This is a genomic window from Streptomyces sp. NPDC058683, assembly GCF_042716195.1.
Classification (GTDB): domain Bacteria; phylum Actinomycetota; class Actinomycetes; order Streptomycetales; family Streptomycetaceae; genus Streptomyces.
In genome coordinates this window covers 112601-139206 of sequence record NZ_JBHXSK010000021.1, presented here as the reverse complement: position 1 = coordinate 139206, position 26606 = coordinate 112601, and the positions used below count along the sequence as shown (strand labels likewise).

The window sequence follows — 26606 nt, the reverse complement described above, 5'->3', positions numbered from 1 at the left end:
TCGCGATCACGTCAAGAGATTGGACTGGACCAAAGTGCACTTTGGACTAGACCATACGAATTCTTTACCTGGAGTGCGGGAGCAGTGTCGGCCGCCCGAATCGCACCTTCACGCCGGGGGACCAGAGCACGCTGACCGGCGGCCCGGCAGGTGCGGGCAGGCCCGCCGCCGCCACCAAGTCGTCCTCCAGATCCAGGAGTTCGGCCCGGTGCAGCGGCCAGGGCGCGTGCTCGGCCGGCTGGTGCAGGGTGCGCCCGTGCCAGGTGGCGTGCAGCCCCCAGCGCGCCGTCAGGAAGTGCTCCAGCGGCGACGGCTCGGCGATCGGCGGCCCGGTCCGTATGGCCGCCCGGCTGGTGGCGGCAAGGCCCCGCCGCCGGCAGGTGTAGGTGATCACTTCGCCCTCACGGCGCAGCCGCATCGAGGACCAGAGGTACGGCAGGCGGAACCCGAGCCGGCCCGCCAGCGCGGGGAGCAGCCGGGCCGCGTCCAGGGATCTGAACACCACCCCGCGCCGGCCCTGCTCGTCCACCGAGTACAGCCGTACGTTCGTCTCGCAGAAGGTCCCCAGGTACGGCAGCCCGGGTCCCGGGCCCAGGCCGACGCCCCGCATCAGGAACGGGACGAGGCCGACGTAGCTGACCCCGTCCAGGGTGTCCGGCCGGGTGCCGGCGGGCAGTAGCCCTGCCACCCGGTCCGGCTCCACCGGCCAGTGCAGAAAGGTGAGTTCGTGCCAGCCCTGCACCTGGGTCGGCCGCCGTACGGGCCGTGGGGCGGAGGCGGTGATCGGCTCTGGTTCCATGGGCAGGGTCTTAGCACGCCAGTGCGAGGCGGCGGTGCGGAGGGTGCGCGCACCGGATGCCGTCCCCGCCCCGCGTGATCAGGACTTTCGGGCCTCTCACCGCGCCCACCTGGGTAAACTGTCGGCGACACACAGGCCTTGAGAAGGAGGAGCCGGGATGCCGTCGCACAGCTCTTCCGCGGCCGGGACCCCGGCCGAGGGCGAGGAGCACGACGAGCCGCCTCCCGTCCGGCAGGCGCTGTCGGACAGCGTGTACGAGAGCGTCAAGGCGATGGTCATGGACCACGAGATCGCCCCGGGCGCCCGCGTCGGCATCGACGCGCTCTCCCGCACCCTCAAGGTCTCGCCCACCCCGGTCCGGGAGGCCCTGGCCCGGCTGGAGTCCGACGGACTGGTCGTCAAGCGCGCCCTGTCCGGATACCGGGCCACGGAGCTGCTCACCCGCCAGGGCCTCACAGAACTCTTCGAGATGCGGCTGCTGTTGGAGCCCAGAGCCGCCGCCCTGGCCGCCGTCAACGCCACCGAGGACCAACTCGACGCCCTCGAAAGGATCGTCGAGGAGATGCAGGCCCAGCCCAGCCCGAACGGCCGGTACGCCTCCTACCGCGACTTCGCCGCGCTCGACCAGCGCTTCCACGAGGCGATCGGACAGGCCGCGCACCGCCCGCTCCTCGTCGACGCGGTGGAACGCCTCCACGCCCACCTGCACATCTTCCGGCTCAGCAACGTGGTCGGCGCCGGTGGCCCGACCGTCGCCGAGCACGAGCGGATCGTCCGGGCCGTACTGCGCCGCAACCCCGAGCGGGCGGCCGAGGCGATGACCGACCACCTCACCCGCAGCATGGAACGCCAGCTCGTCGAGGGCGAGGGCGAAGGCGAGGGCGAGAGTCAGGGCGAGGGCGAGAGTCAGGGCGAGGGCGGGAGCCGGGGCCGGGGCCAGGACGACGGGGAGCCGCCGGCCACCCCGTGACCCCGGCCGCGCCGCGCTTCACGACCCGGGCCGCCCCGCGCCCCCGCGCCTCAGGAGCGCACCGTGTCGTGGGCGTGGATCAGGCGGATGATCCGGCCGCTCATCCGGTCGTAGTCACGGTCGTTGTCGACCTCGCCGCGGACGCGGTGGTCCGTCATGACCACGATCCGGTCGGCGAGGGTGACCATCTCCGCGAGATCGCTGCTGATCAGCAGGATGGGCAGGCCGTCGTGGGCGAGATCCCAGATCAGCTCGTGGAAGGCCCGCTTGGTGCGGACGTCCACGCCGACCGTCGGCTCGTCCACGACGAGCAGCCGGGTGTCGGCGGCCAGCCACTTGGCGAGGCTGACCTTCTGCTGGTTGCCGCCGGAGAGTTCACCGGCGTTCTGCGCGAGCCCGGTGATCCGGATACCGAGCCGGCCGACGAGGTCCTGGGCGACCTCGCGCTCCTCGCGTGCCGAGACGAACCCGAGCGCCTTCGCGAGCCGTTGCCACACCGTCACGGTGATGTTCCGGACGATCGGCTGCTCCAGGAAGACGCCTTCCTCCTTGCGGTTCTCGGTCACGTACCCGATGCCGAACTCGTGCAGCGCCTGCCGCGGCGAGGCGATCCGGGCCGGCCTGCCGTGCACCCGCACCTCGCCGCCGGTGATGCGGTCCAGGCCGAGCACCGCCTTGACCAGCTCGCTCCGCCCGGCGCCGACCAGCCCGTACAGACCGACGATCTCCCCGGGCCGCACCGCCAGGCTGATGTCCCGGTGCCCGCCGGCCGTGGCGACCGCCTCCAGCTCCAGGACCGGCGCGGCGGACCGGTCGACCGTACGCGGGCGCATCTCCGCCGCCGCGTGCGCGCGGCCCACCATCAGGCTCACGATGTCGTCATGGGTGTGGTCGGCCAGCGGTGACGACTCCAGCACCGACCTGCCGTCCCGCAGCACGGTGACGGTGTCGCAGACCGCGAACACCTCCTCCAGCTTGTGACTGACGAACACGACACAGGCACCGCGTTCGGCCAGCCGCCGGATCACCTCGAACAGGCGCTCCGTCTCCTCGGGGGACAGGGAGGCGGTGGGCTCGTCCAGGAGCAGCACCCGGCTCTCGGTGTACAGGGCCTTGGCGATCTCCACCAACTGCTGCTGGGCGACCGACAGTTCGCGCACCGGCCGGTCCGGATCGAGGTCGACGCCCAGCTCGGTCAGGCAGGTGACGGCCGGTTCGGTCATGGCCGCGTAGTCGACCAGTCCGCGGCGCGAGGGCGGCTTCTGCAGGGTGATGTTCTCGGCCACCGAGAAGCCCGGGATCAGGTTGCGTTCCTGGTGGACGACGCCGATGCCGGTGCGGGTCGCCTCCAACGGCGAGCGGAGCTGCACCGGTTCGCCGCACCAGGTGAGGGTGCCGCCGTCGGGGGAGTGCACCCCGGTCAGGACCTTGATGAGGGTGGACTTGCCGGCGCCGTTCTCACCGAGGAGCGCGTGCACACTGCCGGCGGTGAGCCGCAGCCCCACACCGTCCAGCGCGCGGACCCCGGGGAAGACCTTGACCAGGTCGCGGCATTCGAGAAGGACCGTGTTCACCGCGCACCTCCTGGCTGCGGGGACGGCGTGGTCCTCGCCAGCCGGGTCTGGTGCAGGTGCCCGCCGGCGACCGTGCCGAGGACGACCAGGCCGATCAGGAGGTTCACCCAGCTCGGGTCCAGCGAGAACTGGGCGCGTGCCGCGTCGATGAGCCGGGTCACGAAGGCCGCCAGCACGGTCCCGAACACGGCGATGGAGCCGCCGGTCAGCGCGACACCACCGATGATCGGCGCCGCGAAGCTCGGCAGCAGCCAGTCACCGCCGACGCTGCGGTTGACGCCCGGCAGCGAGGCGGTCGCCGTCACGGCGGCCACCCCGACCAGCAGCCCGGACAGCGTGTGCGCGGCCACGATCTGCCGGTCCGTTGAGATACCGGACAGCCGGGCGGCCAGCGGATTGCCGCCGGCGGCCAGCAGCCGCCGTCCCGCGACCGTGCGGTACATGAACCCGCCCAGCAGGACCGCCGCGACGATCGCCGTGACGAAGACGAGCGGGATGTTCAGCGGCGCCGCCGTGCCGAGGTCGCGCAGGGCGGGCGAGTAGCCGTCGACGGTACGGGTGCCGACGAGCCGGTACTGCGCGCCCAGGAGGATCGTCATGGTGGCGAGGGTGACGATGAAGCCGTTGATCTGCGTGGCCACGATGACGAGGCCGGTCACCAGGCCGACGGCCGTCGCCGTCAGCAGGCCCACGAGCACGGCGACCACAGCCGGCACCCCGTGGTCGGCCATCAGGACGCCCGTCAGACAGGCGGTGAAACCGCCCAGGGCGCCCACGGCGAGATTGAGCTGGCCCACGCACAGCGCCACCATCTGGGCGAGGCCGATGAGGATGGGCGTGGCCAGGTACTGGAGGAAGACCCGCACCGAGGGGCCCTCGAAGAAGGAGCCCGACGACGCCACCTCCAGCGCCACCGCTCCTGCCACCACCACGAGCAGCAGCATGGCCGTCGTCGTACGGGAGAACCGGTGCAGCACCGCCGCGGCCCGGCTCCGCTGATCGCGGATCGTGCTCATGTGGAGCGCACCACCTTGCGATAGGAGACCACGGTGCGGATCCGGTCGGCCGACAGGGCCAACAGCAGGATGCAGCCGAGGTAGATGTTCAGGCTTTCCAGGCCGACGCCGAGCAGATCGAGCCCCTTGCGGATCACGCCGACCAGCGCGGTGCCGAGCAGCGTGCCCAGGACGGACACCACCCCGCCGGTGAGCAGGGTGCCGCCGAGCACCGCACCCAGGAAGGACGGCAGCATGAAGTCGTCGCCGATGGAGGCGCGGAACGTGCCCGTCCCGGCGGCGGCCATGAAGCCGGCGAGCGCCGCGAGCAGCCCGGAGAGGGTGTGGGCGAGCAGGACCCGGCGTCCGGTGGGGATCCCGGACAGCTCCGCGGCGGCCGGGTTCGCCCCGGTGAGCAGCAGTTCCCTGCCGATGCGTGTACAGCCGTACAGGAAACCGAGACCGAGCATGGCGAGCACGGTGAACTGGGCCAGCTGCGGGATCGCCGGTGAGCCGCAGATCGGTCCGAGGCAGATGTCGGCGAGGGAGTAGGACCGCAGCGCGTCGATGCCGGCCGGCCGGGTGGTGAAGGCGGCGTCTTCGGTGAGGGCCGAGTACATGAGGGAGACCAGGCCCAGCAGGGCGAAGTCCATCGCCAGCGTGACGACGAAGGAGCTCACCCCGGTCCGGGCGATCAGCCAGCCGGTGACCGCGCCGATCGCCGCACCGGCGGCCAGGCACAGCAACAGCCCGGCCTGCATGGGCAGGTGGAGCCGGTCGTAGCCGAGGCCCGCGAACAAGGCCCCGAACGCGGCCATCCGCCCCACCGCGAGATTCATGTGTCCCACGGACAGGGCGACCATCTGGGCGAGCGCCACCACGGTCAGCGTGGCGACGTCCCGCAGCAGCGGGAAGAGCACCAGGCGCTGGTCGAGGAAGGCGGGGCGCAGCACGCCGAACAGGATGCCGAGCGCGATGACCAGGACCAGTAGGCCGAGCCGCTGGTTGACCCAGAACGGCATGCGGTGACCGACTGTCTTCTCCTGCGGCACGGTGTCCGGTGGGCTGATCGAGGTCGTCATGCCACCCTCCGGTCGTCGAGGGCGTCCCGGTCCCAGTCGATGCCGATGCCCGGCACGTCCGGGGCCACCGCCATGCCGTCGCGGATGGTCAGCTCGGTCCGGGTCACGGCCCGCAGCTGCGGGATGTACTCGACGTACCGGCCGTTGGGCACCGCGGCGGCCAGGCTGACGTGCAGCTCCATCAGGAAGTGCGGGCAGACCATCACGTTGTGGCTCTCCGCCAGGTGGGCGACCTTCAGCCACGGGGTGATGCCGCCGATCCGGGCGGCGTCCACCTGGACGACGGAGGCGGCACCGGCCTCCAGGTAACTCCGGAACTGCGCCAGCGAGTACATGGACTCGCCGACGGCCACGGGTATCCCGGTGGCCCGGGCGAGCCGGGCGTGCCCGCTGATGTCGTCCGCCGGGAGCGGCTCCTCCAGCCAGTAGGGCGCGTACGGCTCCAGCGCGGCCGCCAGCCGGAGCACCGAGGACGCCGTCTGGGACTGGTTGGCGTCGGTCATGATGTGCAGCGCGGGGCCCACGGCCTCGCGCACGGCACCCAGCCGCTCCGCGTCCTCGGCGGGATGCGGCCGGCCCACCTTGATCTTGACGCCCGCCCAGCCGGCCTCCTGGGCCCGCAGGGCGCTCTTCACCAGTTCCTCGGTGCTCAGATGCAGCCAGCCGCCCTCGGTGTCGTAGACCGGGACCTCCTGGCGGTGTCCGCCGGCCAGCCGCCACAGCGGCTCGCCCGCCCGCTTGCAGCGCACGTCCCACAGGGCGGTGTCCACGGCGGCGAGCGCGAGGGAGGTGATGGCCCCGGTGGTGGTGGCCCGGGTCAGCGCGAACAGCCGCTGCCACAGGGCCTCGACGTTGCGGGCGTCCTGCCCGACCAGGGCGGGGAGCAGGTGGTCGCGCAGCAGGGCCAGTACGGAGGTGCCGCCGGTGCCGATCGTGTAGGCGTAGCCGGTGCCCGCGAGACCGTCCGCCGTCTCCAGGTCGACCAGGACCGTCTCCTGTTTGACGAAGGACTGCACCGCGTCGGTACGGTCCGTCTCGACGGCGATGTCGGCCAGCCTGGCGGTCGCGCTCGTGATGAGGGTCATCGATGTCCGTTCTCTGTCGGGGGCGGTCAGCCGCACGCGAGGATCTTGTCGGCGAACTCCTGCTTGAGCTGCGCGGTCTTCGCCTGCCGGGCCTTGTCGTAGTCGGCGACGTTCGCCTTGTCGACGACGAACGAGCCGGAGTCCACCTCCACGCCGGGGTCGCGCACGGTGCACTGCTTCGTCTGGAGCAGGGCCAGGGCCCAGACGCCGATCTCGGCCTGGCCGACCGGGTTCTGCACGACGGTGGCCGTGACCGTGCCCTGCCTGATGCCGCTGAGGATCTTGGCGTCGTCGTCGATGGCGATGACCTTCGCCTTCGACCCGGACGACTTGACGGCGTCGGCGGCGGCGACGGCCGGGTTGTAGGCGGTGGCGACGATGCCGGTGATCTGCGCGCCCTTCGCCGCCATCAGGTCGGACACCGCCTTCTGCGCGGTCCCCAGGTCGGTGTCGATGTCGGTGACGGTCTGCAGGAGCCGCACCTTGCCGCCGGACTCCTTGACCGCGCGGGCGACGCCCTTGATCCGCAACTGGGTGTTGGCGTCCACGTTGTTGCCGGTCAGATGGACCAGGGTGCCCTTGCCGCCCATGGCCTCGATGGCCGCCTTCGTGGCCTTGTAGGCGGCGAGTTCGACGTTCGTGGAGAGGCAGAAGTCGGCCTCGTCCGTGCCGCCCGCCGGACAGGAGCCGAGGGAGGCCACCGGGAAGCCCTGCGACTTGAGGTCCGTGAAGGTCGTGTTGATGTCGGTGGGGGAGACCCCGAACACGCCGAAGGCGTTGTAGCCGCGTGCCGCGAGCGTGGACAGCAGGTTGTTCTGCTTCTGCTGGTCCCATTCGGCCGTCTCGTCGAAGGTGACGGCTCCGAGGCCGTACGTCTTCTTCGCGGCGGCGCCCGCCGCCTTCCAGGGCTGGAAGTAGGGATGGGCGCCCCCGGGCACGAGGGCGACCTCGGTCCGGGAGCCGTCCGCCAACTCGGCACCGCCGCCGGTCCGTTGGGCCGCCGTGGCCTGACCGGCGGCGGGGCCGGGGGCGTTGCGGTAGGTGCAGGCCGCTGTCCCCGCGACGAGCAAGGCCGCCGTGAGAAGCCCGGGCAGGACGGATCTGGTCGGGAAGCGCATCGCCCACCCCTGCGGAATCAGATAGGAAATCGATGCGGAGATCGTGGGTCAGCGAGGCGCGCGCGTCAAGGCTTGTGACAAGAACGGTTCTGATCAGTGGAGATGGGGTCCCGTCTCGGTCCCGAACCGTCCTGCGGATGAGAAATCCTATAGGAAATCGCTTACCCGTTTGATACTCGCCGCCGCCTTGAGATATCTGACAATCCCCCTGTGCAGAACTCTGGCCGCCACCCGCCACCTTGGGCTACCGTCGGTAACACTCGTCGGTAACACCCTGCCGTCCCGGCAGTCTCGGACATGTCTCCCGCACCGCCCGCATCCGTACGGAAGGCACCCCCACCCATGGAGAATCCCAGAGCAGGCGCCGGCACGACCAACGGCGCCGAGCAGTCGTCCCGTTTCACCCGCCGTCAGGTGCTGACGGTGGCCGGCGGCACGCTCGCCGGAATGGCCCTCAGTCAGGCGGGGGCGTTCGCCGCCGAGTCCCAGGACGCGGACGCGATCGTCGTCGGCCACGGCCTCGCCGGCCTGGTCGCCACCGCCGAACTCGCCGCTGCCGGCCGCAAGGTGCTGCTGCTCGACCAGGAACCGGAGGCGAGCCTCGGCGGCCAGGCGTTCTGGTCCTTCGGCGGGCTCTTCTTCGTCGACTCCGACGAACAGCGGCTGATGGGCGTCAAGGACTCCCATGACCTCGCCTGGCAGGACTGGCTCGGCACGGCCGGCTTCGACCGGGACGTCGACGACCCGAAGGGCCAGGACTACTGGGCCTACAAGTGGGCCGAGTCGTATGTGGACTTCGCCTCCGGCGAGAAGCGCTCCTGGCTCTCGGGCCTCGGCGTGCAGTGGTTCCCGATCGTGGGCTGGGCCGAGCGCGGCGGCGGCCTCGCCGACGGCCACGGCAACTCGGTGCCCCGCTTCCATGTCACCTGGGGCACCGGCCCGGCTGTCGTCGAGCCGTTCGAGAAGAAGGTGCGGGCGGCGGTCACCGCAGGCAAGGTGACCTTCAAGTTCCGCCACCGGGTGGACGGGTTGGTGACCACCGCGGGTGCCGTGACCGGCGTGCGGGGCGCGATCCTGGAGCCCAGCAGCGCGGCGCGGGGCACCCCGAGCAGTCGTACCGTCGTCGGCGACTTCGAACTGCGCGCCCCGGTCGTGGTGGTCACCTCGGGCGGCATCGGCGCCAACCACGACCTCGTACGGCAGAACTGGCCGGCCCGGCTCGGCACCCCGCCCAAGTTCATGGTGACCGGGGTCCCCGCGCATGTGGACGGCCGGATGCTGGCCATCACCCAGCAGGCGGGCGGCCGGATCGTCAACCCCGACCGGATGTGGCACTACACCGAGGGCCTGCGCAACTACGCCCCGATCTGGCCGAACCACGGCATCCGCATCCTGCCCGGCCCGTCCTCGATGTGGTTCGACGCGAAGGGCCGGCGCTTCAACACCCCCGACGTGCCTGGATACGACACCCTGCACACGCTGGGGTCGATCACCGCCTCCGGCTACGACTACTCCTGGTTCGTCACCACCCAGAAGATCATCGCCAAGGAGTTCGCGCTCTCCGGCTCGGAGCAGAACCCCGACCTGACCAACAAGAACGTCTGGCAGCTGCTGTCCCGGATCTGGCAGACCCCGGAGCCCATCGAGAAGTTCAAGAACAACGGCGTCGACTTCGTGGTCGCCGACAACCTCACCGACCTCGTCACCGGCATGAACAAGCTGACCGGCGACAACCTCATCGACCTCGCCGACCTCAAACGGCAGATCGAGGCCCGCGACCGCGAGATCGACAACCCGTACACCAAGGACGTCCAGGTCCAGGGCATCCGCAACGCCCTGAGCTACATCGGCGACTCCCTCAGCCGTACGGCGTCGATCCACCGGATCCTGGACTCCAGCGCCGGCCCGCTGATCGCCGTCCGGCTCAACATCCTCACCCGCAAGACCCTGGGCGGCCTCCAGACCGACCTCTCCGGACGCGTCCTGAACAGCGACGGCTCCCCGGTCGCCGGTCTGTACGCCGCCGGTGAGGTCGCCGGCTTCGGCGGCGGCGGGGTGCACGGATACCGCTCGCTGGAGGGCACCTTCCTCGGCGGTTGCCTCTTCTCGGGCCGGCAGGCGGGCCGGGCGGCGGCCGCGGCGACGGCGACCTGACGGAAAGGGCCGGGAAAGTCCGAGTCACCCCACCCCCATCCCGCCGTGACAGTGGCACCCTTGACAGCGTGCGTACTGTTTCGCGACGTTTGAGCGACACCTCCGGACCGGCGACCTGGTCGCCGGTCGCGGACGGAAGGTGTACGGCGGGGAACAGGAGCTGTTCGTAGCAACGGCAGAACGCGGAATCCGCGTTATGGGGGGGGAGCGGTCGCCATGCGATCCAGAGGTCAGTGCAGAGGCCCGTCCGGGAGTCGGTCCCGGAGTCATGCGCCACACACCTCGTCAACCGAAGGGCGGTTGATCTGAGGTGGACATCACGATCCACAGACCCGGCGAGCTGACCCAGTCGCTCCGCCGGGCCTGGCATCACGCGATGGACGAGTCACCGGAGTACGCCAATCCCTTTCTGGCCCCGGAGTTCACGATCGGTGTCGGCAGACACCGCGGGGGCGTACGGGTGGCGGTCCTGCGCGACGCCGGCGAACCCGTCGGCTTCTTCCCGTACGAGCGCAACGCCTTCGGCGTGGGCCGGGCCGTCGGTCTCGGCCTCTCCGACTGCCAGGCACTGGTGCACCGGCCCGGAGTCACCTGGGACGCCCAGGAGTTGCTGAGCGCGTGCGGCATGTCCATCTTCGAGTTCGACCATCTGGTCCACGAGCAGAGACCGTTCGCCGGTCATGTCACCGGGACCTTCGCCTCGCCGGTGATCGACGTCAAACCCGGCGACGGCGGTTACCCCGAGTGGCTCCGCGCGACCTACCCGGGCCTGGCGAAGACTACGCTGAAGAAGGAACGGCGCCTCGGCCGCGACATCGGCGACCTGCGCTTCGAGTTCGACGAGCGCGACCCGGCGGCCCTGCGCACCCTGATGCGCTGGAAGTCCGCCCAGTACCGGCGGACCGGACGCATGGACCGCTTCGCCCGCCCCTGGATCGTCGACCTCGTGGACCATCTCTTCCACGTCCGCGAGGAACACTTCACCGGCGTGCTGTCCGTGCTCTACGCGGGCGACCGCCCGGTGGCCGCGCACTTCGGGCCGCGCTCGGGCACCGTACTGGCCGCCTGGTTCACCGCCTACGACCCCGAACTGCACTACTACTCACCCGGGTTGATGATGCATCTGCGCACCGCCGAGGGCGCGGCGCGCAGCGGTGTGACCCTCGTCGACCTCGGGCGCGGTGACAAGGAGTACAAGGACTGGCTCAAGACCCGCGAACTGCGGGTGGGCGAGGGATTCGTCACCCGCACCCACCCGGTGGCCGCGGCGCACCGCCTGTGGCGCCGCCCGGTCCGCGGCCTGCGCAACACCGTCCTCGCCCATCCCCGTCTGCGCGACCCGGCGGACCGGCTGCTCAAGACGGTCGGCACCCTGCGCGCCTCGCGCCGCCCCGACGGGCTCCGCAAGGGGTGAACCCACCGTCCTGACCACACGCGCCCCGCCCGCCGGGCCGTCCCGTGGTCAGGACGGCGACGGCCGGCCGCGCCCGGCCGTCGCCGGTGCGGCCGACCTCTTGCCCGCCATTCGCATTATGATCCTGTAAAGGTAAAAATCTGGGGGTTTGCCCTGGAAGGGCTGCCGCCTCGGCCGGAGTGATCCATGCCCCGCAACCGCTCAATGGACGACGACGAGCTGCTGGTCAGGCTCAGGTCGCTCACCGCCCAGGCACGCGAGCGGGCCGAGTACCAGCGCTCCCAGGTCGAGCTGGCCATCGCACTCCAGCGCGGCATGCTGCCCCGCGACCTGCCCGACACCCCCCGCTTCCACCTGGCCGTCCGGTACGCGCCCGCCACCTACGGGCTGAACGTGGGCGGTGACTGGTACGACGCCTTCACGCTGCCCGACGGCCGCATAGGCCTGTCCATCGGCGACGTCCAGGGCCACAACATCGAGGCGGCCGCCTTCATGGGCCAGGTCAGGGCGGGGCTGCGGGCGCTCGCCTCGGTGACCAGCGAGCCGGGCGAACTGCTCGCCCGGACGAACGACCTGCTGGTCTCCCTGGGCAACGACCTCTTCGCCACCTGCACGTTCATGCGGCTCGACCCGGAGACCGGGGTCCTGGAGAGCGCCCGGGCCGGCCACATCCCGTTCGTCTGGGCCACCGCCGACGGAAAGTCCGGGGTCGGCGAGGACGACGGCGGGCCGCCGCTGGGCATCGAACCGGGCATCGAGTACCCGGTGTCCCGGTTCCGGCTCACCACCGGGGGCATGTTCGTACTGCTCACGGACGGGGTGGTGGAAGGGCCGTCGATGAGCATCGAGGAGGGGCTCGACCAGGTGGTGCGGCTCGCCGGTATCGCCGCCGTCGCCGGTCTTGACGCGCACTCCCTGGCCGCCGCCGTGATCAAGGGCGCGGAACAGGTGGGCCACGAGGACGACGCGGCGGTCCTGGTCGTGGGCCACGACGGCCTGGACCGCATCCCGTGACGACCGCCGACCTCGCGCCCTGCCGGCACAGCCACCACCCGCCATGTCGGCCGTAGACGGCTCCCGCCTCGCCGACCTGGGCGGATCGGTGTCTGATGGCTGCTGTGGTGGGTATCCAGGAACAGCGCCGGCCGGCCGTCTTCGCCCTCCGGACGCTGGCCGTCGCCACCTGCTACTACGCGGCAGGGCGGCTTGGCCTGCTGTGCCGGCTCACCGTCGAGGGCGCCGTCTTCACCCCCATCTATCCGCCGACCGGAGTCGCGCTGGCCTGTCTGCTGGTCTTCGGCCTGGGCTGCTGGCCGGGCGTCACGCTCGGCGCCTTCTTCCTCGTGCTGTCGCTCGGCACGCCCGGACCCGACGTCCTGGGTGTCCTCCTCGGCAACACGGCCGGGCCGGTGTGTGCCTACCTGATGCTGCGCCGGGTCGGCTTCCGCACCGACCTGGGGCGGCTCCGGGACGGCTTCGCCCTGGTGTTCCTCGGGGCGCTCGCCGCCATGATGATCAGCTCCACCGTCGACGTGGTCACGCTGATCCTCGCCGGCAAGCTCGCCGCGACCCACTTCTGGCCCATCTGGCTGGCGTGGTGGGTCGGCGACGCGATGGGAGTTCTGATCGTCACCCCGGTCCTGCTGGTGCTGTTCGAAGCCCGCGGGCTTCCGTCCCTGGCCCGCTGGAAGGAGGCGCTGGCTCTCACGGTCGTCGCAGCCGTCCTGGTCCCGGTGGCCACGCGCAGCTCCATGAGCGCGCTCTTCCTCGTCTACCCGCTGCTGATCTGGGCCGCGCTGCGGTTCCGGCTGGCGGGAAGCATGCTGTGCGCCCTGTTCGCATCGGTGATGGCCGCGGTCGCCGCGACGCAGGGCGTGGGTGCGTTCGCCCGGCTGTCCCCCGTCGAGGTGATGCTGAAGCTCCAGCTGTTCAACGGTGCGCTGGCGCTGACCGCGCTGTTGCTGTCGGCCGTGATCACCGAGCAGCACAACACCCGGCTGTCCGTCGAGGAGGCCTGCCAGGAACTGGCCGAGGCCCTGGAACACCTCAGCGCCCACGAGCACCCGGGCGGCCGCGCCCCGCCGGAGGCCGAGGAACTCCGGCGCGCACGAGACGAACGGTGACCGGACGGTCGCCCGGTCACCGTTCACGTGTTGGGGGCCGTTGTCAGACGGTGCCGCTGGCCGTGATCTCGACCTTGGCCTTCGGCGCACCGCTGGAGCTGCCGAAGCCCTCGATCTTGTCGACGATGTCCGAGCCCTCGACGACCTCGCCGAAGACCACGTGCTTGCCGTCCAGCCACGGCGTCAGCACGGTGGTGACGAAGAACTGCGAGCCGTTGGTGTGCGGGCCCGCGTTGGCCATGCTGAGCAGGTACGGCCGGTCGTGCTTGAGCTGGAAGTTCTCGTCCTGGAACTTCTCGCCGTAGATGCTCTTGCCGCCGGTGCCGTCACCGCGGGTGAAGTCACCGCCCTGGAGCATGAACTGGGGGATGACCCGGTGGAACCCCGAACCGGCGTAGCCGAAGCCGTTCTGCCCGGTGGCGAGCTCACGGAAGTTGCGGGCCGTCTTCGGGACCACGTCGTCGAACAGGTTGAACACGATCCGGCCGGCCGGCTCGTTGTTGATCGAGATGTCGAAGTAAACGTTGTCGCTCATGCAGGTCAACCTATCGCGAACCGTCCCCCGGTCCCTCCCATGGGTGCGGACGGACCGGGGTGTCGGGCCGCCGAAGCCGCCCGGGCGCAGGCCGGCGGCCGCGGAGGCCGCCGCCCACCAGCTCCTAGTACCGCTTGCCCAGCCGCTCCAGCACGGCCTGGGCCATGGCCGCCTCGCCCTTGGCGTTGGGGTGGGCGGGAGCCGCCGGTGAGGTCGGCTGGAGGGGCTCGATCCAGCGGTCGGCGGGGGCCTTGCACATGTCGTGGCCGACGGTCGGGCCGTAGGTGTCCACGTACCGGGCGCCGTTCCACGCGGCGACCGCGCGCAGCATGAGGTTCAGCCGCTTGCCGACGTCCCGGAGGTAGGGGAAGTCCTTGGCGGCGAAGGGCACCGTCGGATAGCAGCCGCTGCCGTCGTCGGGCAGCAGGTCGGGGTAGCCGACGACCAGGATCCGGGCGTGCGGGGCGCGGGCGTGCACAGCCCGCAGCACCTTGTCGACCTTGGGCGCGGTCTGCGCGATCCTGACCGTCAGCTGGTCGGTGCCGGAGGCGTTGTAGTACCGCTGGCAGGGGTTGCCCGTCAGGTCCGTGGCGCTGAGCGTCGCGCAGGTGCCGATGATGGAGCTGAACCCGATGTCGTTGCCGCCGATCTGGACGGTCACCAGGTCGGTGTCCCGCCGGACGGCGTCGAGCTGCGGGCCGTTGGTGCCCTGCGCCTTCCACATCTCCGCGGTCGTCGCACCGCCGCAGCTCACGTCCTTGAACGCGCTGACGTGCCGCGCCGCCGCCACCAGCGAGGGGTAGTTGTGGTCGGAGCGGGCGCAGTTCGCGTCGACCTGCGTCGGGATCACGGGGCCCGAGGTGTAGGAGTCGCCGAGCGCCGCATAGCTCGTACCGCGGTCGTGGCCGCCGTGGTGGCCGCCGCCGTGCGCCGCGGCCGGTGTCGTGGACGCGGCCACCAGGGCGCAGCCGCCCAGCGCCGCCGCCACGGTCACCTTCCGCCGGTGCCGTCTCGCCGAACCGTCGGACGAGGTGCCGTACGCCATGGAGATCCCCCCTGGAACCAGGACGCGCGCGGAACCGGTCCCGACGGGCGGCCCGCACGCGTGTGTGTCGGGGGTCTGTATACCGCCCGGTAGGAGTCCGGAGCCAGAGGTCGGACGCAATGAACTGGATCGAGTAACTCGCCCTGCCCGTAAGGGCATCGGGTGTGGCCGGTGGCCTGGTGTCGCCCTGCGCGATTGAACTGGGAAACCGATCGGTTTACGATGGCCGCAGCTGCCGGAAACCGATCGGTTTCCGGGCTCTGTCCCAAGTCTGGAGTGTGAGTGTCATGACCTCGATCAAGGACTCCGTCGTCCTCGTCACCGGTGGCAGCCGGGGCCTCGGAAAAGCGCTGGTGGAGGAGTTGTACGCGCGCGGCGCCGGCAAGGTCTACGCCACCGCCCGCGACCCGCGCTCCGTCACCCACCCCGACGCGGTGGCGCTGGCGCTGGAGGTGACCGACCCCGACTCCGTGGCCGCGGTCGCCGAGCAGGCCCAGGACGTCACCATCCTGGTCAACAACGCGGGGGTCGCCACCGGCACCCGCTTCCTGACCTCCTCGCTCGACGACATCCGTCACGAGTTCGAGACCAACTTCTACGGGCCGCTGCTGCTCACCCGCGCCTTCGTCCCGCTGATCGAGCGCAACGGCGGCGGCCACCTCCTGAACGTCCACTCGGTGCTGTCCTGGTTCGCCGAAGGCGGCGCCTACAGCGCCTCCAAGTCGGCCTTCTGGTCGCAGACCAACAGCCTGCGCCTGGCGCTCCAGCCGCGGGGCATCGGCGTCACCGGCCTGCACATGGGCTATGTCGACACCGACATGGCGGCCCACGTCGACGCGCCCAAGGCGAAGGCGCAGGACGTCGCCGCGGCCGCTCTCGACGGCGTCGAGTCGGACGCCTTCGAGGTGCTCGCCGACGACCTCACCCGGTGGGCCAAGGGCGCCCTGGCCGGCGACCCCGCCGCCATGTACCGGGAACTCGCCGCCCGGTGACCCGGTCCCCCTGACCGCCTGTCGGCCTCCCTCCGCCCGGTCGCGGAGGGCCGGCCGGCGAAAATTCCGGTGCCGAAGGGTTGTCGCCCGGTTGCCTCATCACTTAAATCAAATCCTGAACTAAGCACGGAGGCGCGCCCGTCGGGCGCGTCCCGTGCCCATCTCAGGGAGCCGCTGATGAGACTGAGATCCTTGGGCGTAGCGCTCGCCGCCATGGCGGCGCTGCTCGCCCTGCCCACCGTGCACGCGCCGGCGGCCCAGGCCGCCGACGCCCCCTTGTCCCAGGGGAAGACGGCCACCGCCTCCTCCGAGGAGAACGGCGGGACCGTCGCGGCGAACGCGGTCGACGGCAACACCGGCACCCGCTGGTCGTCCGCCTTCACCGACGACCAGTGGCTCCAGGTCGACCTCGGCGCCACCGCCACGGTCAGCCAGGTGGTCCTCAACTGGGAGACCGCCTACGGCAAGGACTACAAGCTCCAGATCTCCACGAACGGCAGCAGCTGGACCGACCTCACGTCGGTCACCGGCGGGGACGGCGGCACCGACACCCTCGCCGTCTCCGGCCAGGGCCGTTACGTCCGGATGCAGGGCGTGCACCGTGCCACCCAGTACGGCTACTCGCTCTGGGAGTTCCAGGTCTTCGGCACCACCACCGGCACGCCCCCGGTCCAGGGCGGCGGCGACCTCGGCCCGAACGTGATCGTCGTGGACCCGTCCACGCCGAACCTCCAGCAGAAGTTCGACTCCGTCTTCGCCCAGCAGGAGTCGGCCCAGTTCGGCACCGGCCGGTACCAGTTCCTGCTCAAGCCGGGCACCTACAACGGCATCAACGCCCAGATCGGCTTCTACACCTCGATCTCCGGTCTCGGCCTCAACCCCGACGACACCCAGATCAACGGTGATGTCACCGTCGACGCCGGCTGGTTCAACGGCAACGCCACGCAGAACTTCTGGCGTTCGGCGGAGAACCTCGCCATCACGCCGTCGAACGGGACGGACCGCTGGGCCGTGGCTCAGGCGGCCCCCTTCCGTCGTATCCACGTCAAGGGCGGCCTCAACCTGGCCCCGAACGGCTACGGTTGGGCCTCCGGCGGGTACATCGCCGACTCGAAGATCGACGGCACGGTGGGCCCGTACTCCCAGCAGCAGTGGTACACCCGGGACAGCTCGGTCGGCGGCTGGACCAACGGCGTCTGGAACATGACCTTCTCCGGCGTCCAGGGCGCGCCCGCGACCAACTTCGACTCTGGCCCGTACACCACGCTCGACACCACCCCGGTCTCGCGGGAGAAGCCGTTCCTGTACCTGGACGGCAGCACCTACAAGGTCTTCGTCCCGGCCAAGCGCACCAACGCCCGGGGCGTCTCCTGGCCGGCCAACGCGGGCACCTCGCTCCCGCTGGACCAGTTCTACGTCGTCAAGGCCGGCGCCACCGCCGCCACCATCAACCAGGCCCTCGCCCAGGGCCTCAACCTGCTCTTCACCCCGGGCGTCTACCACCTCGACCAGACCATCAACGTCACCCGCGCCAACACCGTGGTACTCGGCCTGGGGCTGGCCACCCTGGTCCCGGACAACGGCGTCGACGCCATGCACGTCGCCGACGTCGACGGCGTGAAGCTCGCCGGGTTCCTCATCGACGCGGGCGCCGCCAACTCCGACACCCTGCTGCGCATCGGCGACGCCGGCTCCACCGCCGACCACTCCGCCAACCCCACCACCATGCAGGACGTGTTCGTGCGCATCGGCGGTGCCGGACCCGGCCTCGCCACCAACTCCGTCGTGGTCAACAGCAACAACGTGGTCATCGACCACACCTGGATCTGGCGCGCCGACCACGGCAGCGGGGTCGGCTGGGACACCAACCGCGCCGACTACGGCCTCAGGGTCAACGGCAACGACGTCCTTGCCACCGGCCTGTTCGTCGAGCACTTCAACAAGTACGACGTCTACTGGAACGGTGAGAGAGGGCGCACGATCTTCTTCCAGAACGAGAAGGCCTACGACGCCCCCAACGCCGCTTCCATCACCCACGACGGCGTCGTCGGCTACGCGGCCTACAAGGTCGCCGACACCGTGACCAACCATGAGGCATGGGGTCTTGGCAGCTACTGCAACTACACGGCCGATCCGTCGATCGTGCAGTCCAACGGCTTCCAGGTGCCGACCGGTTCGGGGATCAAGATGCACGACCTCCTGGTGATCTCCCTGGGCGGCATGGGCCAGTACGCCCACGTCGTCAACACCACCGGATCGCCGACCTCGGGGACCAGCACGACCCCCTCCAAGGTGACGCAGTTCCCGTAGCCGGCTAGGCCGTCGTCCGCCGGGCCGGGCGCCGCCGCAGCAGTAGCCGTCGTGCGGGCCGCTCCACGCCCTCGTAGAGGAGCCAGGACAGGCCAAGCGACACGGCGAACGCGACGGTGGCCGCGGCCGCCCCGGTGAGCAGGCCGAAGCGCGGGCGGGTGCCGAGCAGGTGGGTGCCCGTCCGCAGCACCAGCAGATGGACCATGTAGAACGCGAACGACAGCTCGCCGAGGCGCACCAGCCACCGGCGGCGCCACAGCGAGGGCAGCCCGCGCAGGTCCGCGAGGGCGGCCGCCGGGATGAGCAGTGCGAAACCCATGATGGTGCAGGCGGTGGCCGCGTACTCGTCGGTGACCTGCGGGACCAGGAAGTAGCCGATGATCGCCAGCGCGAGCGAGGCCTCCAGGCCGGGGCCGCGCCAGCGGCCGAGCAGCACCAGCCGTGCGGTGGCCGCGCCGAGCACGAACTCGGGCAGCCGGGCCGCCGGGAAGGAGCTGATCGGCTGGTCCCACCAGTGGTGGGAGTCCGTCCAGGCCAGCACCAGCACCGCGAGCACGGCCAGCCCGGCCAGCAGCCTGGCGCCCCGCGTGTCCAGCCTGCGCAGCACCAGCGCAAGCAGCGGGAACGCGGCGTAGAAGAAGGCCTCGCAGGCCAGCGACCAGCTGACCGGGTCCAGCGTCTGCCACCACGGCCGCCACCAGGCGTGCACCAGGAAGACATCGGCCAGGCCCTGCGGCAGGGTCGGCTTCGGCTGGCGGGGCAGCGTGAGGGCCATCAGCAGTGCGATGGCGAGGGTCACCAGGTGCACCGGATAGACCCGGGCGACGCGCCGCCACCAGAAACGCCCTGCCCGGTCGCCCGGCCGCGCGGACCACATCAGCACGAACCCGGACAGCACGAAGAAGAACGACACCCCTGAGGCGCCGGCCTCGAATCCCCAGGACATGAAGCGGGCGCCGGTGCCGCCGAAGTAACGGAAGTTGTGCACGTGCAGTCCGAAGACCAGCAGTGCCGCCATCCATCTCAGCCCGGTGAGGGACGGCAGCGAGGGGGCGGGGGCGGACGGCTGGGTACGGGAGGGTGGCGCGGCGGCCGGAGCGGTCGAAGGGGCCGTGGTCGCCGTCGTCATCAAGTCACCTGCCGGAGGGTTCGCGCGTGGAGCATGAAACGGAACGTTGCCCGTTCCGCACCTTTCATTCCGGCCTCGCGCGAAACATCACACCAACGCCGAGCAGCGGCCTCGGCCGAATGGGCCGCGACGGCCGGACGGGCGGGTGCGACCCTACCCGGATGGCCGACAGGGACCGCGGCCCTCGCGGGGCGCCGCACCCCCCGCCCTGACGCTCTGGACCGCGCGTTCGCAGTACAGGCGGCGCGCCGAAACACGGGGGCACGAACGGGTGATGCGGCCCTGCGTCGTGTTGACGTCGCTACGACGGGGAGGGTGTGGCGTCGGTGCTCCGCCGGTCCTCGGAGGGCGCGACCCGCGCCGCCGAGGGAGCCGTCGACGCTCCACGGGTGGGGACCTGCGTGGAGCGGCTCTGCCCGGGCGCGGTGCTGGGGCTCGGTGTGGGGCTGGCGGGTGCGTGGGTCGCCGGAGGGCGGTGCGGGGCGGTGGGACTGACGGCCGGCGGCGCGAGGGGGACCCGTGGGGACACCGGCGTCGAGGGCGACGTCAGACGCAGCGGCAGGGCGACCAGGAGGGCGACGGCGCAGGTCACTCCCGCGCCGGCGGCCGCACGCACCAGCCGGCGGCGGCCGGCGGCCCGCCGGATCTCCTCGTACCGGCCCGGGGGCGGGCCCAGATAGGCGGCCGGAGGCCGCATGACGACGGTGAGGGGATCGTCGGGGCCGTCGAACTCCGGCTCCTCGTCAAAGCGTGTGGTCAAGGCTTCTCCTCAGATGGACGCGGAGCAGTTCCCGGGCCGCGTGCAGATCGGCCTTGACGGTTCCTTCCTTGCGCCCGGTCAGCGCGGACACCTCCCGGATCGGCATGTCAGCGTAGTAGTGCAGCAGGATCGGGACGCGCAGTCGCTCCGGCAGCGACTGCACCAGCAGCCGTACCGAGGGGTCCGCCTGCTCGGGGTGCGGGCGGGTCGCGGCCTCCGAGCCGACGCGGCGCACGGTCCGGCGCTCGCGTTCCAGCTTGCGCCAGTGGTCCCGGACGAGATTGGCCGCGGTGACGTAGAGGAAGCCGCGCGGCTCCTCCACCGACGTCCACCGGGCCCACAGCCGGGTGAACGCCTCCGAGGCGATCTCGTGCGCCGTCTCGTCGTCGTCGACCAGACGGCGGCACCAGCCGGCCAGGCGCGGATACAGGGCCGCGAACAGCTCGGACGCCGCCTTGTCACGGGACCGTTTCAACGTTCTCCAGGGTCGAAGGGCTCGTCGGGGACGTGGGGGAGGATGCGGAACCGGTTCGGTACGTTCCACCGGTCCCGCATCCGTGTCCGCCGGGTCAGGCTGTCGTGCCGGTCAGCGTGGCGAAGACGATCACGTTGTCGAGGTAGCCGTCGCCGCCCCGCGGGCCGCCGCAGGTGATCAGCCGCAGCTCCGGGCGGTCCACGTCCCCGTACACGTCCTCGGTCGGGAACTCGGCCTTGGCGACCGTACGCACCTCGTCGACGGTGAACACCGCCGACCGGCCGTTCTCCAGACGCGCCACGGCCTGCTCGCCCCGGCGCAGCTCGGCGAGCCGGCGGAAGACGCCGTCACCGTAAGTGCCGACCGTGACATGGCCGAGGATCACCGACGGGCCGACCTGCCCCGGGGTGGGGGAGTGGCGGTACCAGCCGGCCCGGTCGTGCGCGGTGATCGGCGGCACCTGCACGGTGCCGTCGGCCGCCAGACCCAGCCGCAGCAGCGGGGTGTCGACGCCGATCGCCGGGATGCGCAGCCGGACCGGCACGGAACGCCCGAGCGCGGTCGGCGTGGCGGACGGCGAGGGCGCCGATGGCTGCTCGCGGCGGACGGTGGTGGCCGTCGAGTGGGCCGCCTGGCCCGCACAGCCCGCCAGCAGCGAGGCCGTCGCGGCGGTGACGAAGGCGCGCCTGGAGAGCGAGGTCATGCCCCGGTCGCCCGGCGGCGACGCACGGCGAACACCACGGCGCCCGCGGTGAGCGCCGCCGCGGCGCCGCCGCCGATCAGGGCGCTCTCGGTACCGGAGTCCGAGGACGGCTCCGCCACCCCGGTGTCGGGCGCGCCCGCGGGCACGGCCGCGACCTGGCCGCTGTCCCGGGTCGGTGCGGGGGTCGAGGCCCGGGTGGGCTCGGCGGACCGCGCCTGGGACGGGACGGCGGAGGGTTCCGCGGAGGGGGCGGCGGACGGTGCCACGGTCGGGACCGGGCTCGGGCTGGTGCCGTCGGCGAACGCGGGCACGGTGCCGGCCAGGACGGCCGTGCAGGCGAGTGCCGTGGCGGTCAGGACAGTTCGGCGCATGGAGACGCTCTCTTTCGTCGGCCCGCGGTGGTCAGGGCGGGCTGAGTAACGGATCGAGCGGAGAGACGACCGGGCACCGGGACAGGTTGTAAAGAGATGGCAAAGTCCCCGGAAGGGTGGTGGTCGAGGGGCGGGAGTTGTCCGCTTCGGCACCAAACTTGAACGGTTTGTTTTCTTGAATCACTCGTGTTTATGAGGATAGGTTGGCGCCATGACCGCATCCCAGCCCCCGACCACCGCCGACGAGCTGCGTGGTGCCGGCCTGCGGGTGACGGCCGCCCGTGTCGCGCTGCTGGAGACCGTTCGCAACGGCGATCATCTCGACGTCGAAGGGGTCGCCTCGGGCGTCCGCGAGCGCGTGGGCCACATATCGCTTCAAGCCGTGTACGACGCGCTGCACGCGCTCACCACGGCAGGACTCGTACGCCGTATCGAACCGGCCGGCAGCCCGGCCCGGTTCGAGGGGCGTGTCGGCGACAACCACCACCACGTCCTGTGCCGGTCGTGCGGTGCCGTCGCCGACGTCGACTGCGCGGTCGGCGACGCCCCGTGCCTGACCGCCTCGGACGACCACGGCTTCGCCATCGACGAGGCCGAGGTCATCTACTGGGGCCTGTGCCCCGCCTGCTCCACCGTCAGTAATTCCTGAGTACGTTGATCTGCCCCTTCCGGAAGGATTTCCCCCATGTCGGAGACCCAGGAGAACGCCGCGGGCAAGTGCCCGGTCGCGCACGACCGTGCCCCGCACCCCACCCAGGGCGGCGGCAACCGCCAGTGGTGGCCCGAGGGCCTCAACCTGAAGATCCTCGCCAAGAACCCCGCCGTCGCGAACCCGCTCGACGAGGGCTTCGACTACGCCGAGGCGTTCCAGGGTCTTGATCTCGCGGCCGTGAAACGGGACATCGCGGAGGTGCTCACCGCTTCGCAGGACTGGTGGCCGGCAGACTTCGGCAACTACGGCCCGCTGATGATCCGGATGGCCTGGCACAGCGCGGGCACCTACCGCATCTCCGACGGCCGCGGCGGCGCCGGCGCCGGCCAGCAGCGCTTCGCCCCGCTCAACAGCTGGCCGGACAACGGCAACCTGGACAAGGCCCGCCGCCTGCTGTGGCCGGTCAAGAAGAAGTACGGCCAGGCCATCTCCTGGGCCGACCTGATGATCCTCACCGGCAACGTGGCCCTGGAGTCGATGGGCTTCGAGACCTTCGGCTTCGGCGGCGGCCGCGAGGACGTCTGGGAGCCGGAGGAGGACGTCTACTGGGGTCCCGAGAAGGTCTGGCTGGACGACCAGCGCTACACCGGCGACCGTGACCTGGAGAGCCCGCTCGGCGCCGTCCAGATGGGCCTCATCTACGTCAACCCCGAGGGCCCCAACGGCAACCCGGACCCGATCGCCGCGGCCCGCGACATCCGTGAGACCTTCCGTCGCATGGCGATGAACGACGAGGAGACCGTCGCCCTCATCGCCGGCGGCCACACCTTCGGCAAGACCCACGGCGCCGGCCCCGCGGAGAACGTGGGCGCCGACCCCGAGGGCGCGCCGATCGAGCAGCAGGGCCTCGGCTGGAAGAGCACCTACGGCACCGGCAAGGGCGGGGACGCGATCACCAGCGGCCTCGAGGTCACCTGGACCACCAAGCCCACCCAGTGGAGCAACGACTTCTTCGACATCCTCTTCGGCTACGAGTGGGAGCTGACCCAGAGCCCCGCCGGCGCCAACCAGTGGGTGGCCAAGGACGCCGAGGCGATCATCCCGGACGCGCACGACGCGTCGAAGAAGAAGCTCCCGACGATGCTCACCACCGACCTCTCGCTGCGCTTCGACCCGATCTACGAGCCCATCTCCCGCCGGTTCCACGAGAACCCCGCGGAGTTCGCGGACGCCTTCGCCCGCGCCTGGTACAAGCTGACCCACCGTGACATGGGCCCGAAGTCCCTCTACCTCGGCCCGGAGGTCCCGGCGGAGACCCTGCTGTGGCAGGACCCGCTGCCGGCGGCCGAGGGCGAGGTCATCGACGCCGCCGACGTCACGGCCCTCAAGGCCAAGCTCCTCGACTCGGGCCTGACGGTCTCGCAGCTGGTCTCCACCGCCTGGGCGTCGGCCTCGACGTACCGCGGCAGCGACAAGCGCGGCGGTGCCAACGGCGCCCGGATCCGCCTGGAGCCGCAGCGCGGCTGGGAGGCCAACGACCCCGACGAGCTGGCCCAGGTGCTGCGCGTCCTGGAGGGCGTCCAGCAGGAGTTCAACTCCGGTGCCAAGAAGGTCTCCCTCGCCGACCTGATCGTCCTCGGCGGTGCCGCCGCCGTGGAGAAGGCCGCCAAGGCCGCCGGCGTGGACATCGAGGTGCCCTTCACCGCGGGCCGGGTCGACGCGACCGACGAGCACACGGACGCCGAGTCCTTCGCGGCCCTGGAGCCGACGGCCGACGGCTTCCGCAACTACCTCGGCAAGGGCAACCGCCTGCCGGCCGAGTACCTGCTCCTCGACCGCGCCAACCTGCTCGGTCTCAGCGCCCCCGAGCTGACCGTCCTGGTCGGCGGTCTGCGCGTGCTCGGCGCCAACCAGGGCGGGTCGAAGCACGGTGTCCTCACCGAGACCCCGGGCGTGCTGACCAACGACTTCTTCGCCAACCTGCTCGACTACGGCACGGAGTGGAAGTCGACCTCCGAGGACCAGACCACCTTCGAGGGCCGCGACCTGGCCACCGGCGCGGTCAAGTGGACCGGCACCCGTGCCGACCTGGTCTTCGGCTCCAACTCCGAGCTGCGCGCGGTCGCCGAGGTCTACGCGAGCGACGACGCCAAGGAGAAGTTCGTGAAGGACTTCGTCGCCGCCTGGGCGAAGGTCGCCGACGCGGACCGGTTCGACCTGATCTGATCCCGGCTAAACCCGGTGCCCGACGCCCGGGCCGGCCACACTGGCCGGTCCGGGCGTCTTCGCGTGCGGCTGCCTGGTCCACGCGGGTGCGGCCGCACGGCCGACGCGGTCGGCTTTACCGTCCGCCTACGCGGGTTTACCTGCCAACTCCCCGTAGTTTGCTGCACATCAGCGGTTCTTTACCCCACCATGACCTCGACTCCCGTTGTTCACGTGACCTTCGCAGACTCTGCACGTCCCGGAGTCACCCCCCGTCCCGACCGCCCGCGGGAGTTCGCGCATGAGCCACGGTCACAGCCACGAGCACGGTCATCACCACCATCACCACACGGACGCCGACGCCTCGTCGCTGCCGCCCGCTCTCGATCTGTCGGTCCCCGACGAGGAGCTGACGCCCGGTCAGCTCTCCCGCCGTTCGATGCTGCGCCGCACCGGTCTGCTCGGTGCGGGCCTCGCGGCCGGCAGTGTCCTCGCCGGCGCGGGTCAGGCCGCCGCCTCGGTCTCCTCCTCCCACTCCCAGAGCGGCCGCTCCGGCGGCTTCCTGTGGCTGGCCGGTGACCACCACATCCACACCCAGTACAGCTCGGACGCCAAGTACCGGGTCGTCGACCACGTCCGGCAGGGGAACGCGAACGGCCTGGACTGGATGGTCATCACCGACCACGGCAGCGAGGCGCACGCCAAGATCGGTGTAGAGAAGGTCAACCCGGACATCGTCGCCACCCGTGAGGAGATCGACGACACCCTGGTCTTCCAGGGCCTGGAGTGGAACATCCCGGCCGCCGAGCACGGCACGGTCTTCGTCCACCCCGGCAAGAACGAGGTCGCCGTCCTCAAGGAGTTCGAGAACTCCTTCGACGGCTCGGTGAAGGGCGCCTCCGCGGGCACCCCCGCCAACGAGGCGCTGGCCATCTCCGGCCTCAACTTCCTCGCCGAGCAGGTGCAGCGCCGCAAGGTCAAGGACGCGCTGTTCCTCGCCAACCACCCGGCGCGCAAGGGCATCGACTCCCCGCACGAGATCCGCGCCTGGCGTGACGCCCAGCCGTCGATCGCCGTCGGCTTCGAGGGCGCCCCCGGCCACCAGGCCGGCGGCCTGCCCAAGCCGAACGGCCCCGGCGGCGCGCGTGGCATCTACGACGGCAGCCCGAGCGCCGACTCCTTCGCCGGGTACCCGCTGGAGAGCTACCGCACCTGGGGCGGCTTCGACTGGATGACCGCCACCGTCGGCGGACTGTGGGACAGCCTGCTCGCCGAGGGCAAGCCGTGGTGGATCACCGCCAACTCCGACTCCCACAACGTGTACGCCGACGCCGCCGTCCGCGGTCCGAACAGCGACTTCAACGCCAACGGCCGGTACAACGACCCGGTCTACGGCGGTGCCATCAGCCTCACCGACACCGACTTCTGGCCCGGCCAGTACTCGCGCACCCACGTCGGCGCCTCCTCCTTCTCCTACAAGGCGGTCATGGACGGCATCCGGGCCGGCCGTGTCTGGGTCGACCACGGCGGCCTGATCAGCGGCCTCAACGCCCAGCTGCGCTCCGGCTCCCGCGAGGTGACCCTGGGCGGGGTGCTCCAGGTCCGCAAGGGCAGCAAGGTCGACCTGGTCATCGAGATCAGCCTCGCCAACGGCCCCAACTGGTCCCAGTTCGTGCCCGCCCTGGCCCGTGTCGACGTCATCCAGGGCGATGTCACCGGCGCGGTCTCCGACAAGGACACGTTCGCCACGCCCGCCACCAAGGTCGTGAAGTCCTTCGAGGTCAACAAGTCGACCGGCTCGGTCAAGCTGACGTACTCCCTCGGCCGCCTCGACAAGCCGGTCTACGTCCGGCTGCGCGGCAGCGACGGCAACCGCTCGGCGGTCGGCATCCACGGTGCCGCCGTGGACCCGGCGGGCCCGGCCATCGACGTCCTGGGCGACGCCGACCCGTGGAAGGACCTGTGGTTCTACTCCAACCCGATGTGGGTCCTGCCCGCATGACGCTCCCGCACCACGCCGCCGGCGTGCCCCCCGGCCACGGGGGGGGAGCCCCGAACGCCCCGCCGCCCGCGGACAGCCCCAAGAACGCAGACAAAGGGGGGCGGCGGGCGCGA

At 71.1% G+C, this 26606-nt stretch carries 23 protein-coding genes; 10 read left to right on the top strand and 13 right to left on the bottom strand.

The features are described 5' to 3' along the window. Nucleotides 1-64: 64 nt before the first annotated feature. Nucleotides 65-799: a YqjF family protein gene (locus ACFWXC_RS24045; protein ID WP_384481769.1), complete on the bottom strand. Its 735-nt coding sequence runs from the start codon at nt 797-799 to the stop codon at nt 65-67. 157 nt (nt 800-956) lie between these two features. On the opposite strand from ACFWXC_RS24045, the gene ACFWXC_RS24040 reads away from it, so the two are divergent. After that, complete coding sequence (locus ACFWXC_RS24040) at nt 957-1769, top strand: GntR family transcriptional regulator (RefSeq protein WP_384481767.1); 813 nt, start codon at nt 957-959, stop codon at nt 1767-1769. A 50-nt stretch (nt 1770-1819) separates the two neighbouring features. Here the strand turns inward: ACFWXC_RS24040 and ACFWXC_RS24035 are convergent, their stop codons facing one another. From ACFWXC_RS24035 to ACFWXC_RS24015, 5 genes are read right to left on the bottom strand one after another with little or no spacing between them, the layout of a single operon-like run. After that, entirely contained in the window at nt 1820-3343 is a 1524-nt protein-coding gene (locus ACFWXC_RS24035; protein ID WP_384481766.1) for a sugar ABC transporter ATP-binding protein, read from the bottom strand. After that, nucleotides 3340-4359 carry an ABC transporter permease gene (locus ACFWXC_RS24030; protein ID WP_384481764.1) on the bottom strand — a complete coding sequence of 340 codons (1020 nt, stop codon included), beginning with the start codon at nt 4357-4359 and terminating at the stop codon, nt 3340-3342. The genes ACFWXC_RS24035 and ACFWXC_RS24030 overlap by 4 nt, the downstream gene beginning before the upstream one ends. Next, nucleotides 4356-5420 (bottom strand): ABC transporter permease, encoded by a 1065-nt coding sequence (locus ACFWXC_RS24025; RefSeq protein ID WP_384481763.1) that lies wholly within the window; start codon nt 5418-5420, stop codon nt 4356-4358. Before ACFWXC_RS24025 ends, ACFWXC_RS24030 begins: the two co-directional genes overlap by 4 nt. Then, the gene (locus ACFWXC_RS24020; RefSeq protein WP_384481761.1) at nt 5417-6505 is read right to left on the bottom strand and encodes a mandelate racemase/muconate lactonizing enzyme family protein; all 1089 of its coding nucleotides are present in this window, start codon (nt 6503-6505) and stop codon (nt 5417-5419) included. Before ACFWXC_RS24020 ends, ACFWXC_RS24025 begins: the two co-directional genes overlap by 4 nt. 26 nt (nt 6506-6531) lie before the next feature. Beyond that, nucleotides 6532-7623, bottom strand: coding sequence for a sugar ABC transporter substrate-binding protein (locus ACFWXC_RS24015; protein WP_384481759.1), 1092 nt, complete (start codon nt 7621-7623; stop codon nt 6532-6534). 342 nt (nt 7624-7965) lie between these two features. Here ACFWXC_RS24015 and ACFWXC_RS24010 point away from each other — a divergent pair, with 342 nt between their 5' ends. The 4 genes from ACFWXC_RS24010 (at nt 7966) to ACFWXC_RS23995 (ending at nt 13314) form a co-directional block, all read left to right on the top strand. Beyond that, entirely contained in the window at nt 7966-9777 is a 1812-nt protein-coding gene (locus ACFWXC_RS24010) for an FAD-binding dehydrogenase (RefSeq protein ID WP_384481757.1), read from the top strand. 310 nt (nt 9778-10087) lie between these two features. Continuing rightward, a complete protein-coding gene (locus ACFWXC_RS24005; RefSeq protein WP_384481755.1) occupies nt 10088-11191 on the top strand; it encodes a GNAT family N-acetyltransferase in 1104 nt (367 codons plus the stop codon). 186 nt (nt 11192-11377) lie between these two features. Beyond that, complete coding sequence (locus ACFWXC_RS24000; protein ID WP_384481753.1) at nt 11378-12205, top strand: PP2C family protein-serine/threonine phosphatase; 828 nt, start codon at nt 11378-11380, stop codon at nt 12203-12205. Nucleotides 12206-12300: 95 nt separating this feature from the next. Next, nucleotides 12301-13314: an MASE1 domain-containing protein gene (locus ACFWXC_RS23995; RefSeq protein WP_384481751.1), complete on the top strand. Its 1014-nt coding sequence runs from the start codon at nt 12301-12303 to the stop codon at nt 13312-13314. A gap of 43 nt (nt 13315-13357) precedes the next feature. Here the strand turns inward: ACFWXC_RS23995 and ACFWXC_RS23990 are convergent, their stop codons facing one another. Beyond that, nucleotides 13358-13849, bottom strand: a complete 492-nt coding sequence (locus ACFWXC_RS23990; protein ID WP_384481749.1) for a peptidylprolyl isomerase — start codon at nt 13847-13849, stop codon at nt 13358-13360. A gap of 124 nt (nt 13850-13973) precedes the next feature. Then, the gene (locus ACFWXC_RS23985; protein WP_384481747.1) at nt 13974-14894 is read right to left on the bottom strand and encodes an SGNH/GDSL hydrolase family protein; all 921 of its coding nucleotides are present in this window, start codon (nt 14892-14894) and stop codon (nt 13974-13976) included. Nucleotides 14895-15181: 287 nt separating this feature from the next. On the opposite strand from ACFWXC_RS23985, the gene ACFWXC_RS23980 reads away from it, so the two are divergent. Beyond that, nucleotides 15182-15886, top strand: coding sequence for an SDR family oxidoreductase (locus ACFWXC_RS23980; protein WP_384481745.1), 705 nt, complete (start codon nt 15182-15184; stop codon nt 15884-15886). A gap of 177 nt (nt 15887-16063) precedes the next feature. Continuing rightward, nucleotides 16064-18196 carry a discoidin domain-containing protein gene (locus tag ACFWXC_RS23975; protein ID WP_384481743.1) on the top strand — a complete coding sequence of 711 codons (2133 nt, stop codon included), beginning with the start codon at nt 16064-16066 and terminating at the stop codon, nt 18194-18196. Nucleotides 18197-18200: 4 nt separating this feature from the next. Here the strand turns inward: ACFWXC_RS23975 and ACFWXC_RS23970 are convergent, their stop codons facing one another. The 5 genes from ACFWXC_RS23970 to ACFWXC_RS23950 all read right to left on the bottom strand — a co-directional run bounded on the left by ACFWXC_RS23970 (nt 18201) and on the right by ACFWXC_RS23950 (nt 21634). Continuing rightward, on the bottom strand, nt 18201-19325 hold the full coding sequence (locus ACFWXC_RS23970) for an acyltransferase family protein (RefSeq protein ID WP_384481741.1): 1125 nt from the start codon (nt 19323-19325) through the stop codon (nt 18201-18203). 301 nt (nt 19326-19626) lie between these two features. After that, a complete protein-coding gene (locus ACFWXC_RS23965; protein ID WP_384481739.1) occupies nt 19627-20085 on the bottom strand; it encodes a hypothetical protein in 459 nt (152 codons plus the stop codon). After that, nucleotides 20069-20560: an RNA polymerase sigma factor gene (locus ACFWXC_RS23960; RefSeq protein ID WP_384481738.1), complete on the bottom strand. Its 492-nt coding sequence runs from the start codon at nt 20558-20560 to the stop codon at nt 20069-20071. The genes ACFWXC_RS23965 and ACFWXC_RS23960 overlap by 17 nt, the downstream gene beginning before the upstream one ends. Nucleotides 20561-20654: 94 nt before the next feature. Then, the gene (locus tag ACFWXC_RS23955; RefSeq protein WP_384481737.1) at nt 20655-21263 is read right to left on the bottom strand and encodes a class F sortase; all 609 of its coding nucleotides are present in this window, start codon (nt 21261-21263) and stop codon (nt 20655-20657) included. Then, nucleotides 21260-21634, bottom strand: coding sequence for a sortase-dependent protein (locus ACFWXC_RS23950; RefSeq protein WP_384481735.1), 375 nt, complete (start codon nt 21632-21634; stop codon nt 21260-21262). The genes ACFWXC_RS23955 and ACFWXC_RS23950 overlap by 4 nt, the downstream gene beginning before the upstream one ends. 211 nt (nt 21635-21845) lie before the next feature. Between ACFWXC_RS23950 and ACFWXC_RS23945 the strand changes: the two genes are divergently transcribed. The 3 genes from ACFWXC_RS23945 to ACFWXC_RS23935 all read left to right on the top strand — a co-directional run bounded on the left by ACFWXC_RS23945 (nt 21846) and on the right by ACFWXC_RS23935 (nt 26493). Next, complete coding sequence (locus ACFWXC_RS23945) at nt 21846-22283, top strand: Fur family transcriptional regulator (RefSeq protein ID WP_384481734.1); 438 nt, start codon at nt 21846-21848, stop codon at nt 22281-22283. 36 nt (nt 22284-22319) lie between these two features. Further along, nucleotides 22320-24512 (top strand): catalase/peroxidase HPI, encoded by a 2193-nt coding sequence (gene katG / locus ACFWXC_RS23940; protein ID WP_384481732.1) that lies wholly within the window; start codon nt 22320-22322, stop codon nt 24510-24512. Between the two features lie 280 nt (nt 24513-24792). Beyond that, a complete protein-coding gene (locus ACFWXC_RS23935) occupies nt 24793-26493 on the top strand; it encodes a PHP domain-containing protein (protein ID WP_384481731.1) in 1701 nt (566 codons plus the stop codon). Nucleotides 26494-26606 lie beyond the last annotated feature (113 nt).

Bases quoted from the DNA above. Each gene is read 5' to 3' on its own strand.
- ACFWXC_RS24045 (WP_384481769.1), bottom strand. From the start codon at position 799: ATGGAACCAGAGCCGATCACCGCCTCCGCCCCACGGCCCGTACGGCGG.
- ACFWXC_RS24040 (WP_384481767.1), top strand. From the start codon at position 957: ATGCCGTCGCACAGCTCTTCCGCGGCCGGGACCCCGGCCGAGGGCGAG.
- ACFWXC_RS24030 (WP_384481764.1), bottom strand. From the start codon at position 4,359: ATGAGCACGATCCGCGATCAGCGGAGCCGGGCCGCGGCGGTGCTGCAC.
- ACFWXC_RS24025 (WP_384481763.1), bottom strand. From the start codon at position 5,420: ATGACGACCTCGATCAGCCCACCGGACACCGTGCCGCAGGAGAAGACA.
- ACFWXC_RS24020 (WP_384481761.1), bottom strand. From the start codon at position 6,505: ATGACCCTCATCACGAGCGCGACCGCCAGGCTGGCCGACATCGCCGTC.
- ACFWXC_RS24015 (WP_384481759.1), bottom strand. From the start codon at position 7,623: ATGCGCTTCCCGACCAGATCCGTCCTGCCCGGGCTTCTCACGGCGGCC.
- ACFWXC_RS24010 (WP_384481757.1), top strand. From the start codon at position 7,966: ATGGAGAATCCCAGAGCAGGCGCCGGCACGACCAACGGCGCCGAGCAG.
- ACFWXC_RS24000 (WP_384481753.1), top strand. From the start codon at position 11,378: ATGCCCCGCAACCGCTCAATGGACGACGACGAGCTGCTGGTCAGGCTC.
- ACFWXC_RS23995 (WP_384481751.1), top strand. From the start codon at position 12,301: ATGGCTGCTGTGGTGGGTATCCAGGAACAGCGCCGGCCGGCCGTCTTC.
- ACFWXC_RS23990 (WP_384481749.1), bottom strand. From the start codon at position 13,849: ATGAGCGACAACGTTTACTTCGACATCTCGATCAACAACGAGCCGGCC.
- ACFWXC_RS23985 (WP_384481747.1), bottom strand. From the start codon at position 14,894: ATGGCGTACGGCACCTCGTCCGACGGTTCGGCGAGACGGCACCGGCGG.
- ACFWXC_RS23980 (WP_384481745.1), top strand. From the start codon at position 15,182: ATGACCTCGATCAAGGACTCCGTCGTCCTCGTCACCGGTGGCAGCCGG.
- ACFWXC_RS23975 (WP_384481743.1), top strand. From the start codon at position 16,064: ATGAGACTGAGATCCTTGGGCGTAGCGCTCGCCGCCATGGCGGCGCTG.
- ACFWXC_RS23970 (WP_384481741.1), bottom strand. From the start codon at position 19,325: ATGACGACGGCGACCACGGCCCCTTCGACCGCTCCGGCCGCCGCGCCA.
- ACFWXC_RS23955 (WP_384481737.1), bottom strand. From the start codon at position 21,263: ATGACCTCGCTCTCCAGGCGCGCCTTCGTCACCGCCGCGACGGCCTCG.
- ACFWXC_RS23950 (WP_384481735.1), bottom strand. From the start codon at position 21,634: ATGCGCCGAACTGTCCTGACCGCCACGGCACTCGCCTGCACGGCCGTC.
- ACFWXC_RS23945 (WP_384481734.1), top strand. From the start codon at position 21,846: ATGACCGCATCCCAGCCCCCGACCACCGCCGACGAGCTGCGTGGTGCC.
- katG (WP_384481732.1), top strand. From the start codon at position 22,320: ATGTCGGAGACCCAGGAGAACGCCGCGGGCAAGTGCCCGGTCGCGCAC.
- ACFWXC_RS23935 (WP_384481731.1), top strand. From the start codon at position 24,793: ATGAGCCACGGTCACAGCCACGAGCACGGTCATCACCACCATCACCAC.